This is a genomic window from Oceanobacillus salinisoli (genome assembly GCF_009733865.1).
GTDB classification, from domain to species: Bacteria; Bacillota; Bacilli; order Bacillales; family Amphibacillaceae; genus Oceanobacillus; species Oceanobacillus salinisoli.
The window spans coordinates 223,095-239,732 of sequence record NZ_WOFB01000001.1; the positions used below are offsets into that span (position 1 = coordinate 223,095).

Genomic DNA, 16,638 nt, shown 5'->3' on the forward strand with positions numbered 1-16,638 from the left:
GAAAAGTGCGTTGACATTTTTAAATGTACTGTATAAAATATCCAGTAACATCTGATTTTATTTATATAGAGGTGGAGGGCAAGGCCCTATGAAGCTTCGGCAACAGGTTTTGATAAACACTGTGCCAATTCCACCAGGCAAGTGACCTAAAGATAAGACATGATTTTTGTGAACAAAATCTTCTTATCTTCTAATAGGTAAGGAGATTTTTTCGATAATAAAAATAATTGAAGGAGGAGTGAAATGTCTCATCAAATGCTGTCCTATGAAAATTTCACTGGAGATCCTTTTGTGAATTTAGCTCCAGCAGGTGATGATACAAAAGGTGCTCACCAAATATTAGATTGGGCATATACTACCTATGGGGACTCGATAATTTATTCGTGCAGTTTTGGTGCGGAAGGAATGGTATTAATCGATTTAATTTCCAAAGTGAAAAAAGATGCAAAAATTGTATTCCTTGACACAGACCTTCACTTTCAGGAAACGTACGATTTGATTAACGAAGTAAAGGAAAAATACCCAAGTCTTCGCATCCAGATTAAAAAGCCTGATTTAACATTGGAAGAACAAGCAAAAGAACATGGCTCTGCACTGTGGAAAAGGAATCCGGATCAATGTTGTTTTATTCGAAAAATAAAACCACTTGAAGATGTTTTATCTGGTGTTCCAGCCTGGATTTCAGGTTTAAGGAGAGAGCAGTCACCGAGCCGAAGAAATACCAATTTCATTAACAAGGATGAACGGTTCAAGTCGGTCAAAGTGTGTCCACTTATTCATTGGACCTGGGATGACGTTTGGGATTATATTAAAGCGAATGAATTACCTTACAATCCGTTGCATGATCACAATTATCCGAGTATTGGATGTATACCATGTACGTCCCAAGTAAGCGATGCTGGCGATTCCCGTGAAGGAAGATGGGCCGGAATGAATAAAACGGAATGTGGTCTTCATACGGTTGATGGAAGTTCAAACTAATGTAAAACGAATAAATAACTATTTTTTTAACCATATACCTGAGTAAAGCAGTGGGAATACAATGTGTTTAACGGGGCTTTATTTACATTAGAAAAATATATTTTAGCAGAAAGCGAATTCGTTTTTCTAATGAACGATTGCAATAGAGTGGCATTATTTCCTGTTTTTATTTTTTAAAAAACCCGAGTAAAAAGGTTTGTATACTCCATTATGAAAGTCCCGTTACACACGGACTAGGTATTAGGTGAGTAATCTTAAAAATTCTATAGTGAGGTGATAATCCTTGCAGTTAACTGTAACGAATAGTCCATTTAGCAAAGAGCAAACCGAAAATCTTAACCAACTGCTTCCCACCTTATCCGTTGAACAAAAAATTTGGCTTAGTGGTTATCTGTCAGCGCAGCAAGTTGAATCTATTCCAGCAAATGGTACAGCTGCTCCTCCATTAACCGAAGTATTGCCGAAAAGTGCAAAGAAGCAGGAAACCAGGGAAGTTACCATCCTTTTTGGTTCTGAAACTGGTAATGCTCAAAATCTAGCAGAAGAGATGGTCCGTAAATTAGAAGAAAAGCAGTTTCAGGTAAAGGTATCCGCACTGGACGATTTTAAACCAAAAGAACTAAAGAAAGTTCAGGATTTGCTGATAGTCAGTGCAACACATGGGGAAGGGGATCCGCCAGACAATGCAATTTCCTTCTATGAGTTTCTTTACAGCAGAAAAGCACCAAAGTTGAATGGAGTACGCTTTTCCGTCCTTTCTTTGGGGGATGAGTCGTATGAATTTTTCTGTCAAACAGGGAAGGACTTTGATAAACGCTTAGCAGAATTAGGTGCAGAAAGACTGTATGATCGGGTGGATTGTGATTTGGATTTTGATGAGCCTGCTGCAGAGTGGATGGAGGGTGTCTTAGCTGAATTAAATCAGTCTGGAGAAGACGAGTCCAATCTTGCGGGTCAGGAAGCAGCGGGATCCCTTGCTGTTGAACAGACGGTATATTCCAGAACCAATCCATTTATGGCAGAAGTGTTGGAGAATATTCGTTTAAACGGTCGGGGGTCTAACAAAGAAACAAGGCATATTGAATTAGCCTTGGAGGGATCCAACCTGCAATTTGAACCGGGAGATAGTTTAGGTGTATATCCTACAAATGATACAGGACTGGTAGATTCTCTCATCCAAGCCTTGAATTGGAATCCGGATGAAACAGTAGAGGTGAATAAACAAGGTGAGATACGTTCTATAAGAGAAGCGCTTATTTCACATTTTGAGATTACTAGATTAACGAAACCATTGTTAACGAAAGCTTGTGACTTGTTTGGAAATGAGGAACTAAATCATTTGCTCCAACCAGATCAGGAAGAGAAATTAAAGGGTTATCTGGACGGAAGGGACTTACTGGACTTAGTAAGAGATTATCCGCCACAGCAAGTGGAACCAGGTGATTTTGTATCCATACTTAGAAAAATTCCTGCCCGCGAATATTCGATTGCGTCTAGCTATCAGGCAAATCCGGATGAGGTGCATCTTACTGTTGGTGCTGTCAGATATCATGCACACGGTAGAGACCGGGCTGGAGTATGCTCGGTTCAGCTTGCGGAACGTGTTCAGCCGGGCGATCATTTACCGGTATATGTTCATCGTAATCCGAATTTTAAATTTCCATTTGATGAAGAAAGACCAGTTATTATGATTGGTCCTGGAACTGGTGTAGCACCATTTCGATCTTTCCTCGAGGAGAGAGAAGAGTTAGAAATCAAAGGGAAAACCTGGCTATTCTTTGGTGAACAGCATTTTACAACCGACTTTCTTTATCAGGTTGATTGGCAGAATTGGTTAAAAGAAGGTATTTTAACTCGGATGGATGTTGCCTTTTCCCGTGATACGGATGAAAAAGTGTATGTACAGCATCGTATGGTGGAACAAAGCAAGGATTTCTATCAGTGGCTAAAAGATGGTGCAGCGGTATTTGTATGTGGAGACGAAAAAAATATGGCCAAAGATGTTCATCATACGATTATCACGATTTTAAAACAAGAGGGAGATATGAGCCAGGAGGAAGCAGAAAATTATGTGAGTCAATTAAGAAAAGAGAAGCGATATCAGCGTGATGTTTATTAACGAAACGAAAGGAGTTATCGTGAATGGCTAGTCATAAAGATATTAAGAAACAAGAACAGCTGGATGAAATGGAACGCATAAAAGAAGATAGTAATTATTTGCGGGGAACGATAAAAGAAGGTCTGGCGGATTCGATTACTGGTGCGATTTCAGAAGAGGATACAAAACTATTAAAATTTCATGGCAGCTACCAGCAAGATGACAGAGATTTACGAGATGAGCGCCGCAGACAGAAATTAGAACCAGCTTATCAGTTTATGATTCGTGTTCGAGTCCCAGGTGGTGTGGCAACACCGGACCAATGGTTAGTAATGGATGAAATTGCTCATAAATACGCCAATGGTACCCTCAAGCTGACAACAAGGCAGGCGTTTCAATTCCATGGGATTTTGAAGCGAAATCTAAAAAAATCGATGCAGGATATTAATGATACATTACTTGATACTCTAGCGGCCTGTGGCGATGTGAACCGTAATGTTATGTCTAATCCTAATCCATACCAGTCAGAGGTTCATGCAGAGGTTCATCAGTTGGCTGGGGATATAAGTAATCATCTCTCTCCAAGAACAGGAGCATATCATGAGATTTGGCTGGATAAAGAAAAGGTAGTGGATACGAGAGATGAGGAACAAGTCGAACCAATTTATGGAAAAACATATTTACCTCGTAAATTTAAGATTGGTATAGCTGTTCCCCCGTCAAATGATATTGATGTGTTTTCACAGGATCTCGGATTTATTGCAATTATAGAAGATGGAGAGCTTGCTGGCTTTAATGTGACGGCTGGTGGTGGTATGGGAATGACACATGGAAATACGGATACATACCCACAGCTTGGTCGTGTTATTGGCTTTTGTCCAAAAGAGAAAGTGGTGGAAGTGGCTGAGAAGATTGTAACCATTCAGCGGGATTATGGGAATCGTTCGGATCGGAAAAATGCCCGATTTAAATACACGGTTGATGCTAGAGGAGTAGATTGGCTAAAGGGGGAGCTTAATGAAAGGTTAGGTTGGAACCTGGAGGAAGCACGTCCTTTCCACTTTGAGCATAATGGGGACCGATATGGATGGACCAAAGGGAATGGCAGATGGCATTTTACGTTGTTTATTCAAAATGGAAGAGTAAAAGACACAGAAAATTATCAACTTATGACAGCATTACGGGAAATTGCCAAAATCCACACAGGTGATTTCCGCTTAACTCCAAACCAAAATTTAATTATTGCCAATGTAACGAGTCATAAAAAGAAACAAATTAATGAGTTGATTGATAAATACGGAATGACAGAAGGGAAACATTACTCTGGTCTTAGAAGAAATTCGATGGCATGTGTTGCCTTTCCGACTTGCGGGCTTGCGATGGCAGAATCAGAAAGATATCTCCCATCTTTAGTAGATAAGATGGAGGATATTTTGGATGAAGCAGGATTAACAGAAGAAGAAATCGTAATTCGTATGTCGGGTTGTCCAAATGGCTGCTCCCGTCCTGGATTAGCAGAAATCGCTTTTATCGGGAAGGCCCCTGGAAAATATAACATGTACCTAGGTGGCGGTTTTGCAGGGGAGCGTTTGAATAAATTATACCGTGAGAATATTGGGGAGGCGGAAATATTAGAAAGCCTGCGTCCTATATTGTTTCGCTATGCGAAGGAAAGGGAAGTAGGGGAACATTTTGGTGATTTTGTCATCCGTGCCGGTTATGTGGAAGAAGTACATTCAGGATTGGATTTCCATCGTTAATATGACATGAATGAGGTGAAAGGATGGGGAAAGTATATTTGGTTGGTGCTGGTCCTGGTGATCCAGAACTGATTACGGTAAAAGGGTTAAAACTAATCCAACAAGCAGATGTGATTTTATACGACCGTTTAGTGAATGAAGAATTATTAAGTTATGCTCCTAAGGCAGCAAGGCGAATCTACTGCGGAAAACGTCCTGACCATCATTCATTAAAGCAGGAAGAAATTAACGGCCTGCTTTGTGAGTTTGCAAAGAAGGGAAATGTTGTAATAAGACTAAAAGGAGGCGATCCATTTATTTTTGGCAGAGGTGGAGAAGAGGCAGAAGTTCTGGCGAAGAATGGTATTGCTTTTGAAGTCGTTCCTGGCATTACCGCTGGATCTGCTGCTCCCGCTTATGCAGGAATACCATTAACACACCGTAACTATAGTTCATCGGTAGCCTTTGTTTCGGGTGTAAAGCCACTGGAATCGAACGCGGATGAATATTGGAAGCATCTGGCCCTTGGTCCGGAAACATTATGTATTTATATGGGGGTTAAAAATCTTCCGGACATTTGTGAAAACTTAATTAGATATGGTCGCTCACCTAAGACACCTGCTGGATTAATCCATTGTGGAACAACAGAGGATCAGCAAACCGTAACCGGAACACTGGACAATATATTAGAAAAAGCGGCGGGCATTGAAAATCCAGCTATGATTGTAATCGGGGACGTTGTTCTCCTCAGAGAAAAAATTCAGTGGTATGAACATATGGTAATTCAAGATTCATTTCCCGCAAAGATTGTTTCTGGTTAATAAGGGGGAGAAACGTTGAAAGCAGTTTTATATGTCAGTCATGGAAGCAGACTTTCGGAAGCACGTGCAGAAGCATTGTCGTTTATTGAAGCAGTCAAATCAAAGGTAGATATCTCCCTGCAGCAAATTTGCTTTTTGGAATTAGCAGAGCCTGACGTGGAACAAGGAATTGAAAATTTAATTCTTCAAGGGGCAACTCAAATATCGATTATTCCAGTATTGCTTTTAAGTGCCGGACATTATTTTCATGATATTCCCGAGGAAATACGACATTTAAAGGAAACATACCCACAGGTAGAATTCATTTATGGGAAGCCGCTTGGTGTACAAGATCGTTTAACGGCTATTTTAAAAGAAAGAATAGAAGAACAGCTTATCCCAGTAAATAAGGACGCAACAATATTAGTTGTTGGGAGGGGAAGCACGAATCCACAGACGAAGGTTGATATGGAATCCATTCGTCAACGGCTTGAGAATATAACAGGATTTAGCGATGTAGATGTTTGTTATTTGGCTGTCTGTAAGCCTTCATTTGAGACAGCATTGCAGAAAGCCCTGGAAGAAGAGACATCGCAAGTATTTGTCGTTCCATATCTATGGTTTACTGGTGTGCTCATGAACTTTATTAATCAAAAAGCAAATGATGTAAAAACAAAAAAACAAATAGTGGTTTGCCGTCATCTAGGTGATCATCCAATGATGAAGCAGGCGCTATTGGAGCGTGTTTATGAGTCATTCAATTCGGATTATCGTTTTTGAAAGACTGGAAATATATAGGTGTTGTAAAAGGATGTGAAAAAAATGGCCCGCATACCACTCATGCTAGACCTAAATGAGAAAAATATTGTAATTGTTGGGGGTGGTGTGGTAGCCCAACGGCGAGTCTATTCCCTTGTCGAAAGCGGGGCTTTTATAACGGTGATCAGCCCAGAGGTTAGTGAAGGAATTTATATCATGTGGAAACAGGGTTTATTAAGTTGGATGAAAAAATATTTTGAACCGGAAGATATTCATGATGCTTTCCTCGTGATTGCAGCTACCAATCACACAGAAGTTAATCAATCCATTAAACAGGTAGTTCCTGCAGATACCTTGTTTAATATGGTTGAAGATGTTGAACAAGGAAATATTGAGTTTCCAGGATATTTTAAACGGGGGAAATTATCGATTAGTGTTTCAACCGGTGGATCCAGCCCAATACTCACTTCTAAAATTAAGCGTGATTTGGAAAAGGTTTATGATTGGCGCTATGAGGAATATGTAGATTTTTTGTATGAATGCAGGAAGCTAATTAAAATTTCTTCTATTGACAGAAACGAAAAAAAAGAGCTGTTAAATAACCTGTTATCCGATGAATTTTTAAATGAAGATAAGCAGGAGAAAGCTTTGGAATATCTAAAGAGAAGGCTGGAAAGATAGATTAAGGCTGTTTTCAAAAAGTTGGGACTGCGATTACTAGTCACATAGAAAAGAACGTTGTTTTTGACGCAAAAAATATAATCTTCGGACTAACTTTAAATGATGTTGGAGCATCAACTTACCGCTACGGAAATACACTACGACTTCCGCGGGTGACCATAAAAGAAGCAGATGTCAACCGTTGTGCAAAATATCAACACAACGCGGGCACATATCAACTAGTGTATGCGGGATATCAACCATTAGAAGGCATTTATCACTCGTGTCTAGACTTTAGCGGCGCGGGCACTACTGAGTAATCTTCTTTGTTCCCATGCGCCGAGAAAGCTTACTACGGAGCGTTAATAGAAGCCTAGAGGCGCACTTACGGTTTTCCTTGATGAGGCTTTAGGTAGTGCCCACGAACCGTAAGTATTCTGCCGAAGCGAATGAAGTCCGCTATCATCATTAGAATAAGCGAGAGCATCACCATATGAATTTTCATTAGTCAGGAGTTTATATCAACTACGAATATGAAAATGCAATCAAACGTACGAAAAGAGCTAAGATTAGAAATCAGCTGAAAGAAAGGAGCCCGTCATGCAAAAATTACTTCTCTTCGCACTCGTTGGCTTTTTTGCCCAATTAATTGATGGTTCGCTGGGAATGGCTTTTGGAGCGACATCATCTTCTTTACTGCTCATGTTTGGCGTGGCTCCTGCCGTTGCTTCTGCTTCCATCCACATATCTGAAATTGCGACTACAGCAGCTTCTGGTGTGTCACATTTTAAATTTGGGAATGTGGATAAGGGATTAATGATTCGTTTAATGATCCCTGGCTCTATCTCTGCATTTCTAGGTGCAGCACTTTTAAGCAATTTAAATGGGGAACTTATTAAACCATTTATTTCTATATTTTTATTAACAATGGGTATTTACATTATTTATCGTTTTTTATTTAAAATGGATATGAATCAGCACGGTGGAAACCGTAAGATATCAACGATTGTTCTTATCCCACTTGGGGCTGTTTCCGGTTTTTTGGATGCTATAGGTGGTGGTGGATGGGGACCAATTAATACGCCACTGTTATTATCCAAAAAAGGCGTAAATCCTCGATTAGTCATTGGTACCGTATCAACAAGTGAATTTGCCATTACCTTATCTGCGTCCATCGGATTTTTAATGTTTCTTGGCTGGGAACAGATTAATTGGTTGTGGGTCGGTGCTTTTGCTTTTGGTGGTGTATTTGCTGCTCCAATTGCAGCCTGGTTGGTTAGGGTTATTCCACTGTATCTATTAGGAGCGATTGTTGGGGGATTAATTATAGTGACCAATGCCCATATTTTAATGAATTTCCTGGTTAGTGACAGTTCTATAAAGAATGGTATCTATTTATCTCTGTTTTTAGGGTGGGGGTTACTTCTTCTTTTTGCAATTTATCGTAACAAAATCAATCCAAAGAAAGATAAACAGCGTGAAGTAAGCTAAATAAATAGTAAATAATAATTTAGGGAGGCTATTATTTCATGACGATAACAAAAGCGAACGAAGCGACAACAATATTACCACATGGTGGAGAATTGATACGAAGAGAGTTGGATGGAGAGAAAAGGAAGGCCCTTATAGCAAAAGCTGCATCATTTAAGGGATTGACCTTAGGTGCATGGAGTTTATCTGATTTGGAATTAATAGCTATTGGTGGGTTTAGTCCACTAACAGGTTTTATGGGAAAAGAGGATTATACCCGAGTTGTTGAGGAAACAAGACTTTCCAGTGGGTTAGTCTGGAGTATACCGATCACACTGCCTGTAACGGAGAAACAGGCTGAGGAGTATGATATCGGCACATCCATTTCCCTTTATGGAGAGGACAATCAATTATATGGGGTGCTTGAGCTGGAAGAAAAGTACAAATATGATAAAGAAAAAGAAGCGAAACTTGTATATGGTACAACAGATGAAGCACATCCAGGTGTAAAAAGAGTTTATGAAAAGGGGGATGTTTATTTAGCAGGTCCGATTTATTTGCTTAACCGTCCTCGACATGATGATTTTAAAGAATTTTATTTAGATCCAACAGAAACGCGGGAAATGTTTGCTGATTTAGGATGGAAAACAGTCGTAGGTTTCCAAACCCGTAACCCGGTTCACCGTGCCCATGAATACATTCAAAAGTCAGCTTTGGAAATAGTGGATGGGCTGTTGTTAAATCCATTGGTAGGTGAAACGAAATCGGATGACATTCCAGCCGATATACGTATGGAAAGCTATCAGGTTATTCTAAAAAACTATTTTCCTGAGAATAGAGCTAGATTAGTTATTTATCCAGCTGCCATGCGGTATGCAGGTCCAAGGGAAGCCATTCTCCATGCCATCGTCCGTAAAAATTATGGCTGCACCCATTTCATCGTTGGGCGCGACCATGCAGGAGTTGGTGATTATTATGGAACGTATGAAGCGCAAGAGTTAATCAGTCAGTTTGAAGGGGAGCTAGGAATTCAGATTCTGAAGTTTGATCATGCCTTTTATTGCACTAAATGTGAAAACATGGCAACGGCTAAAACTTGCCCGCATGACAAAGATGCTCATGTTCATTTAAGCGGAACGAAAGTGCGTGGGAAGCTTCGCAATGGAGAAGCTTTACCGAAACAGTTCTCTCGTCCAGAGGTTGCAGCTGTGCTTATAAAGGGAATGCAGCAGGTTTAAACAATTAGGAGGGGTAAAATGAGCAAATCAGTCAATATCGTCTGGCATGATTCCAACGTAACGAAAGAAGATAGACAAAGCCGGAATAACCATAAGAGCGCTGTGCTATGGTTTACAGGTCTTTCCGGATCAGGGAAATCTACTATTACTGTAACTTTGGAGAAAGCGCTCTTTGACCGAGGAATTCAAATATACCGTTTGGATGGAGATAATATCCGCCATGGTTTGAATAATAACCTAGGCTTCAGTCCAGAAGATAGAAAAGAAAATATTCGCCGTATTGGAGAAGTAGCAAAGCTAATGGTCGATGCGGGATTAATTACATTGACAGCTTTTATTTCTCCATACCGGGAAGATCGTGATAATGTTAGATGGATACTGGAAGAAAATGAGTTTATTGAGGTTTATGTGAAAGCAAGCTTAGAAGCGTGTGAAGAGCGTGATCCAAAGGGGCTTTATCAAAAAGCACGAGCAGGAGAAATTAAAAATTTCACGGGAATTGATGCCCCATATGAGGAGCCATTACAACCGGAAATTACAATCGATACAGAAGAACAATCGATAGAAGAATCCGTTGACGTTATTATTTCTTATTTAAGGGAGAATGGATATTTATAGACTTATTCCTTAACAAAAGTGGATGTACAAAGGTAAATACTATAGAGTTTGTAATGGGTTTACTTTAGAATGTAACCATTTTAATAAAGAACTTCTTTCATTCATACACATGTTATTTTTGTGAAAAATAACATGTGATTTTTATCGTTAAATTTTATCTTTAGCTTTTTTCTTAAGTTATATTGCCGTTCATCCTTTGTAGTTGATATAAACTCTGAAATGGCTTTAGATGATGTTGGAGCTTTATCTACCGCTGCAGAAATACATACCTTTCGGGGGAGGCTGGTGCTACGTGACCGAGTGAGTTCTGGAATCAATAAAAGGTCATGTAGAGAGGTGCTACGTTACCGAATAAGTTCCAGAATCAGATAAAAGGTAACATAGAAAGGTTCTATGTTACCGAATAAGCTCTAGAATCAGATAAAAGGTCACATAGAAAGGTTCTACGTTACCGAATAAGCTCTAGAATCAGATAAAAGGTCACGTAGAAAGGTGCTACGTTACTGAATGAGCTCTGGAATCAGATGAAAGGTCACGTAGAAAGATGCTACGTTACCGAATAAGCTCTGGAATCAGATAAAAGGTCACGTAGAAAGGTGCTACGTTACTGAATGAGCTCCGGAATCAGTTAAAAGGTCACATAGAAAGGTGCTACGTTACCGAATAAGCTCTAGAATCAGATAAAAGGTCACTTAGAAGGTGCTACGTGACTAAATGAGCTCTGAAATCAGTTGAGCAGGTAAGTTGCCTCTTTTCCCACAGTGGTTTCCATGTATTTCCTACGTTAGATTTGTACTATTCTTATTCCTATCATTATGTGCTAATCCCATGGTCGATTGGAGTGGATGGCAGTCGACTATTAAGGGAAAGTGAAGACGATGAGACCCCACAGCGAGCAGTTTTTGCTCATGAGGAGGCTCATCGCGAGCCCGCGAATAGTACTTCCCGGTGCGGAAATCAATGTTAGGCGTACTTCGCAGTTTATATATTTTGTGTCAACTACAATAATCTTTTTGAAAAGGATTATGTACAAACGGAATTTAAAATTTCACCATAATTTCATAAAAAGTGTTAAAATTGCTCATGGATGAAAAATGATATGAAACCATTTATTATTAAGTATTTTAGGGATGCTAATATTTGGATGAATTGGAAAATAAAAATAGAATGCTTTCAAGTGACCCACATAATTATTTGGCTGTGCAAATATTAGTTAGCTATGGATCTTTTTAACGACCGATACGGATTGGTGGATTCTTTACAAGAAATATGAGGTGGCTTATGAATAAAGACTGGAACATTATTTTAATAGCAGGATTGTTTGAAATTGGCTGGGTGATTGGGTTGAATCATGCTTATAATTGGTGGACATGGGGATTAACCCTATTAGCTATATACGTTAGCATGCATCTTTTAATTATTGGATCACGACGTTTACCAGTTGGTACGACATATGCAGTTTTTACTGGAATAGGAACTACTGGAACTGTAATTATAGACATTCTTATTTTTGGGGAGCCATTTCAATGGATTAAGGTTTTCCTCATATTTTTATTGTTATGTGGTGTTATTGGTTTGAAAACAATCACACCAAATAAGGAAAGCAAGGGAGAGCATGCATAATGGACTGGTTATTTTTACTTGTAGCGGGGGTAGCGGAAGTTTGTGGTGTAATGGGGATTAATCAGGTGAACCGGAAGAAAAATTTCCTGTCTTTTACGATGTTAATTGGTGGTTTTTTTATTAGTTTTCTATTTTTGTCCCTTGCGATGCGTACGATTTCCATGAGTACAGCCTATGCCGTTTGGACAGGGATTGGTGCAGTGGGAAGTGTATTGGTGGGAATGATTTTATACGGAGAATCCAAACAATGGTTAAGAATCTTATTTATTTTAATGATAGTATTAGCCGTTATCGGGTTAAAGCTAATTGATTAGAATAGGGGAAAATAAAAAGAGCCTAGAGAATATCTCTATGACTCCTTGTCTCACTCTTCATTTGTTAAGTATTTACTATTGACATAACCAGTAAACTCATCCGTTATTATTTTTACCCATTCCTCGGAATCATCCATGTCTTCTACTTTCACTTCCTGGTTCCGTCCAACAACACCTACAATGTCACCATCTGTAGTTGGGCCACTCCGAACATTTAATAAATCCGCTGTAACATACATCGTGACTGGAGAAGATTCGGATTTTTTGTTTGCTTTTTCCTCGTCTTTGTCTTTCTCCGTATCTTCTTCTGTTTCTGTTAAAGAAGGCGACTCTTCCGTTGAAACCGCACTTGGTTGTGACTGGGCTGTTGCAAAATCCGGATTGGTGAAATTATGCTGCATGATTACGACAAATGCAATAAATGCAGTAGTTAAAATGGTTAGTATAGCTATAGCAAAACCTTTACTTTTTTTCATTGTAATTTCTCCTATATGTATAATTTCTATTTCATTATACATGAAAAATGTAGAAATTTGGAGTATCTGCCTTATTTTAACGGAATTAGCTACATATATTTAAGGAAAAACATTCAGCTAGTGATTATATGTAATGGGGATTTCATCATAACAAAATCGGCAGGATGATAAAATGATTTTTGCTTCAATCACTTTATATCATCCTGCCGCAGATAAAGTTTAATGTTCCTGGCATGACGGACACAATCCGTATATTTCAAATTTATGTCCTTCAATGGCATAATTTGCTAACGTTTGTTGTACATCATCCATCGGGCATACTTTAATTTCCTTCGTCTTTCCGCATTCATTGCAAATAAAATGATGATGGTGGTGACTCGTACAATTCATCCGGAAATGTTTTTCCCCGTTCAACTCGGTTGTTTCTAATATTCCCATTTCGTCATATAAATGGAGATTTCGGTAGATGGTATCGAAACTGACACCATCATAACGGTTTTCCAGATGAGTAATCAAGTCCTTCGCAGTACGATAGCCATCTTTGTCAGCGAAATATGCCAAAATATCCTTCCGTTTCCCCGTAGCTTTATAGCCTTTGTTTTTTAAAAGGTCGATTGCTTCATTTATATTCATTTCGCTTCCCTCACTTTTTTAGGAAATTTCAATTGTTTTATGACTATAGAGATTAGTAATATGATAATAGATACCAATACAATCGTTCCACCAGGTGGAATATTTAAATAGTAACCAGAAATTAGGCCACTAATAACAGCCAATTCCCCAAATAGAATAGATAATCCCATCATTTGCTTAAATCCTTTTGCAAGTCGCATAGCAGCTGCAACCGGCAATGTCATTAATGCGGAGACAAGCAACACTCCGACAATACGAATGGATGCTGCAATAACAAGTGCAGTCAGAACGATGAAAAGCAAATGGATTCGTTTGGAATGAATTCCGGAAATCGTTGCATGCTCTTCATCAAACGATAATGTAAATAATTCCTTATAAAATAATGCTACTACAAGTATAACAAAGATGGAAATAGTTAGAATCATAAAAAAGTCGCTTTGACTTACAGCAGATACGGAACCGAATAAATAATTGAATAAATCATTATTAAAGCCATCTGCTATGGCAATAAAAATAACACTTAAGCCGACTCCACCTGATAGAATGATAGGGATAGCTATTTCCTGGTAGGCTTTGTATACACTACGAAGCTTTTCAATGAGGACTGATCCGAAAACCGAAAAAATCATCCCAGCATATAATGGTGAAAATACAATGGCAAATAGTTTTTCTACCATTAATCCAAAGGCAATCCCTGCTAATGTCACATGGGAGAGGGCATCAGCAATTAAAGAAAGCCTTCTTACGACAATAAATGTTCCAAGTAATGGAGCAATAATTCCAATCATTAATCCCGTTAAAAAAGTATAACGCAGAAAGTCATACTGATAAAAGTCTGCAAACATATGATGCCTCCTCTCTAGTGGTTGTGTGCAACGACATTAACTGGATGACCGTAAAAGTTAGATAAATCCTCTTCTGTCAACGAAGTATAATCTTCCGGTTTCCCATGAAAATGCAGTGTTTTATTTAAGCATACAATGTCTGTAGCATGTTCGGTCATTGTGCCTGTATCATGGGTTATTAGCAATAGGGTAATATTTTTGACTTCATGTAACTGGTGGAGTAATTCATAGAAACGTCTAACATTTTCATAGTCCACTCCGACGGTAGGTTCGTCTAAAATTAAAAGTTCCGGATCATTTACCAATGCCCTTGCGATAAATACTCGCTGCTGCTGTCCCCCTGATAAATTTCCGATATTTTCATATGCGTATTCCAGCATTCCTACTTGATTGATAGCTTCCAATACCTTTGCCTTGTGTTTTCTACTAAAAAACTTAAAATAACCAACCTTCGCAGTCAGTCCTGTAGAAACTACTTCAAACACCGTTGCTGGAAACCCGCGGTTAAAGGTGTTTGCTTTTTGAGAAACAAATCCGATTTTATTCCGTTCTTTAAATTTTCCAATTGGTTTACCGAATAATTCGATTGAACCTTCATCCGGTTTTAATAGACCAAGCAGCAATTTAATTAACGTAGTTTTCCCACCGCCATTTGGTCCAACTAAGCCCATAAATGACCCTTGAGGCAGTTCAAAATGGATATGATCAAGTACCGTCTTTTCTTCATAAGCATAGCTTACATTTTTCATAGATACAATCGGTTCTTTCATTATTACACCTCCACTCAAAAGCGTCTAAACGAAGCTTTATCTTATTTTTTGCACGTTAGGAAAGTATAAAATTTTAGCAAAGAAGCTTTTCGACGTAGCTAAAATTTTAACGTCCTAAGTATAAGAAAAACTACCCATTCGCTAAAGGACGAGCGAATGCGAGTTTTTCTAATTATTTCTAAAGGATTGTTGTTTTCCACTACTACATTAATTGCGAATTAACTTTAGATGCTAAATTGGTGTTGTAACCTACCGCTACGGAAAGCGTACTGCCCGGAGCGGAAAATCAACGTTGCACTTACTTCGCGGTCTTTATCAACTGCGGGAATAAAAAAAGCACAACCTAACTGGTCTATTTTTATTCCATAACTAGATTTAAAGTCTCCAAGTTTTTCTTCATTAAAGAGAGGTAATCTTCATTATTGGCTATATCCTCATCAGTTAATACAGATAAATTATGAATGGTTGCTGATTCAGCACCAATTTCGTCTTGAATAACTTCTGTTAAACGACTGGACGTATTCTGTTCAAAAATAACGTAGTCTAATTCATATTTTCTTGCTTGATCAATAATCTCGGTTAGTTCTTTCTGGGATGGTTCACTGCTTGAAGATAGGCCATTAATGGCAATTTGCTCGATACCATAACGTTCTTCCCAGTACCCGTAAGCAGCATGAGCAACTAATAATCTTTTATTGCTTTTTTCCTGAAGTGTTTCCGTGAATTCTTCATCTAGTGCAACTAAGTCTTCTTTTAATTCCTCAAAGTTTTCATTATATAAAGATTCGGATTCCGGATTTAATTTCACTAGTTCCTCTTTAATGATTTCAGACATTTCGAGCATACGGAGCGGATCAATCCAAATATGTGGATCCTGATCACCATGATTATGGTCATCATGCTCATCTTCGTCATCATGGCTGGTTTCTTCATCATGTTCATGAGATTCATGCTCATCTTCATGATCTGCTTCTTCATTCTCGTTGTGCTCGTCAGATTCTTGTTCTGGCTTTACTGAATCATCAGCATGGAAAAGTTCTTCATATTGGCCAAGCTCAATAACTGTAAGATTTTGACTACTTAAAGTCTCTGCAGCTGTTTCAGCGAATGGCTCCAGCCCGGCTCCGATATATATAAATGCATCGCTTTTAGCAATGTCTGTCATGTCCTTAGATGTAGGTTCATAGGAATGCTCATCAACCCCAGGAGGGTATACAGATTCTACCATTATGCTACCACCACTTATTCGTCCGATTGCATATTCAATAGGGTATACCGTTGTATATATTTTTAATGATTCATTATTATTTATTGTTTCTTCTTCTGTATTTTCCGCAGTACAGCCAATCATAACGGATGTCACTAATATTAATAGTATGATAGCTTTTAAGTATCTCACTGACATATCCTCCTCAACTTATCAATTTTAAACCACCTAACATATCATACCGTAATCATTTCGATTTGTAAATAAGAATGATTCCGATTCTATTATTAAATATCCTATTTCTGCAAGTAGTATGTTATTCGGGAAATAGTAAAAAATGAGTGTAAGCATAATCACAGAAATGATAAGTTTTCTATTATAAGTGCGTAAAAAACCTCTATAAGATA

Annotated in this window: 16 protein-coding genes and 1 riboswitch; of the genes, 11 read left to right on the top strand and 5 right to left on the bottom strand. The window is 38.6% G+C overall.

Annotated features, from left to right (window positions below):
- Positions 1 to 54: 54 nt before the first annotated feature.
- Positions 55 to 159, top strand: a riboswitch (SAM riboswitch).
- A gap of 84 nt (positions 160 to 243) precedes the next feature.
- From GMJ66_RS00975 to GMJ66_RS01025, 11 genes are all read left to right on the top strand, one after another.
- The gene (locus GMJ66_RS00975; RefSeq protein ID WP_156288471.1) at positions 244 to 981 is read left to right on the top strand and encodes a phosphoadenylyl-sulfate reductase; all 738 of its coding nucleotides are present in this window, start codon (positions 244 to 246) and stop codon (positions 979 to 981) included.
- A 283-nt stretch (positions 982 to 1,264) separates the two neighbouring features.
- Entirely contained in the window at positions 1,265 to 3,100 is a 1,836-nt protein-coding gene (locus GMJ66_RS00980) for an assimilatory sulfite reductase (NADPH) flavoprotein subunit (RefSeq protein ID WP_156288472.1), read from the top strand.
- A gap of 23 nt (positions 3,101 to 3,123) precedes the next feature.
- Entirely contained in the window at positions 3,124 to 4,839 is a 1,716-nt protein-coding gene (gene cysI / locus GMJ66_RS00985) for an assimilatory sulfite reductase (NADPH) hemoprotein subunit (protein WP_156288473.1), read from the top strand.
- Between the two features lie 23 nt (positions 4,840 to 4,862).
- Positions 4,863 to 5,639, top strand: coding sequence for a uroporphyrinogen-III C-methyltransferase (cobA, locus tag GMJ66_RS00990; RefSeq protein ID WP_156288474.1), 777 nt, complete (start codon positions 4,863 to 4,865; stop codon positions 5,637 to 5,639).
- A gap of 15 nt (positions 5,640 to 5,654) precedes the next feature.
- Positions 5,655 to 6,398: a sirohydrochlorin chelatase gene (locus GMJ66_RS00995; RefSeq protein WP_156288475.1), complete on the top strand. Its 744-nt coding sequence runs from the start codon at positions 5,655 to 5,657 to the stop codon at positions 6,396 to 6,398.
- Positions 6,399 to 6,440: 42 nt separating this feature from the next.
- Entirely contained in the window at positions 6,441 to 7,058 is a 618-nt protein-coding gene (locus tag GMJ66_RS01000; protein WP_156288476.1) for an NAD(P)-binding protein, read from the top strand.
- Positions 7,059 to 7,637: 579 nt separating this feature from the next.
- On the top strand, positions 7,638 to 8,528 hold the full coding sequence (locus GMJ66_RS01005; protein WP_156288477.1) for a sulfite exporter TauE/SafE family protein: 891 nt from the start codon (positions 7,638 to 7,640) through the stop codon (positions 8,526 to 8,528).
- Between the two features lie 38 nt (positions 8,529 to 8,566).
- Positions 8,567 to 9,745 (top strand): sulfate adenylyltransferase, encoded by a 1,179-nt coding sequence (gene sat, locus GMJ66_RS01010; RefSeq protein WP_156288478.1) that lies wholly within the window; start codon positions 8,567 to 8,569, stop codon positions 9,743 to 9,745.
- Between the two features lie 18 nt (positions 9,746 to 9,763).
- Positions 9,764 to 10,363 carry an adenylyl-sulfate kinase gene (gene cysC, locus GMJ66_RS01015; RefSeq protein WP_156288479.1) on the top strand — a complete coding sequence of 200 codons (600 nt, stop codon included), beginning with the start codon at positions 9,764 to 9,766 and terminating at the stop codon, positions 10,361 to 10,363.
- Between the two features lie 1,281 nt (positions 10,364 to 11,644).
- Positions 11,645 to 11,986: a DMT family transporter gene (locus tag GMJ66_RS01020; protein WP_156288480.1), complete on the top strand. Its 342-nt coding sequence runs from the start codon at positions 11,645 to 11,647 to the stop codon at positions 11,984 to 11,986.
- Complete coding sequence (locus GMJ66_RS01025) at positions 11,986 to 12,300, top strand: DMT family transporter (RefSeq protein WP_156288481.1); 315 nt, start codon at positions 11,986 to 11,988, stop codon at positions 12,298 to 12,300. The genes GMJ66_RS01020 and GMJ66_RS01025 overlap by 1 nt, the downstream gene beginning before the upstream one ends.
- 50 nt (positions 12,301 to 12,350) lie before the next feature.
- On the opposite strand, the gene GMJ66_RS01030 is transcribed toward GMJ66_RS01025, so the two are convergent.
- From GMJ66_RS01030 to GMJ66_RS01050, 5 genes are all read right to left on the bottom strand, one after another.
- Positions 12,351 to 12,776, bottom strand: a complete 426-nt coding sequence (locus GMJ66_RS01030; RefSeq protein WP_197046566.1) for an SH3 domain-containing protein — start codon at positions 12,774 to 12,776, stop codon at positions 12,351 to 12,353.
- A gap of 219 nt (positions 12,777 to 12,995) precedes the next feature.
- Positions 12,996 to 13,409, bottom strand: a complete 414-nt coding sequence (locus GMJ66_RS01035) for a Fur family transcriptional regulator (RefSeq protein WP_156288483.1) — start codon at positions 13,407 to 13,409, stop codon at positions 12,996 to 12,998.
- Positions 13,406 to 14,254 (bottom strand): metal ABC transporter permease, encoded by an 849-nt coding sequence (locus GMJ66_RS01040; RefSeq protein ID WP_156288484.1) that lies wholly within the window; start codon positions 14,252 to 14,254, stop codon positions 13,406 to 13,408. The genes GMJ66_RS01035 and GMJ66_RS01040 overlap by 4 nt, the downstream gene beginning before the upstream one ends.
- 14 nt (positions 14,255 to 14,268) lie before the next feature.
- Complete coding sequence (locus tag GMJ66_RS01045; protein ID WP_156288485.1) at positions 14,269 to 15,024, bottom strand: metal ABC transporter ATP-binding protein; 756 nt, start codon at positions 15,022 to 15,024, stop codon at positions 14,269 to 14,271.
- A gap of 358 nt (positions 15,025 to 15,382) precedes the next feature.
- Positions 15,383 to 16,423 carry a metal ABC transporter solute-binding protein, Zn/Mn family gene (locus GMJ66_RS01050; protein WP_156288486.1) on the bottom strand — a complete coding sequence of 347 codons (1,041 nt, stop codon included), beginning with the start codon at positions 16,421 to 16,423 and terminating at the stop codon, positions 15,383 to 15,385.
- Positions 16,424 to 16,638: the final 215 nt, after the last annotated feature.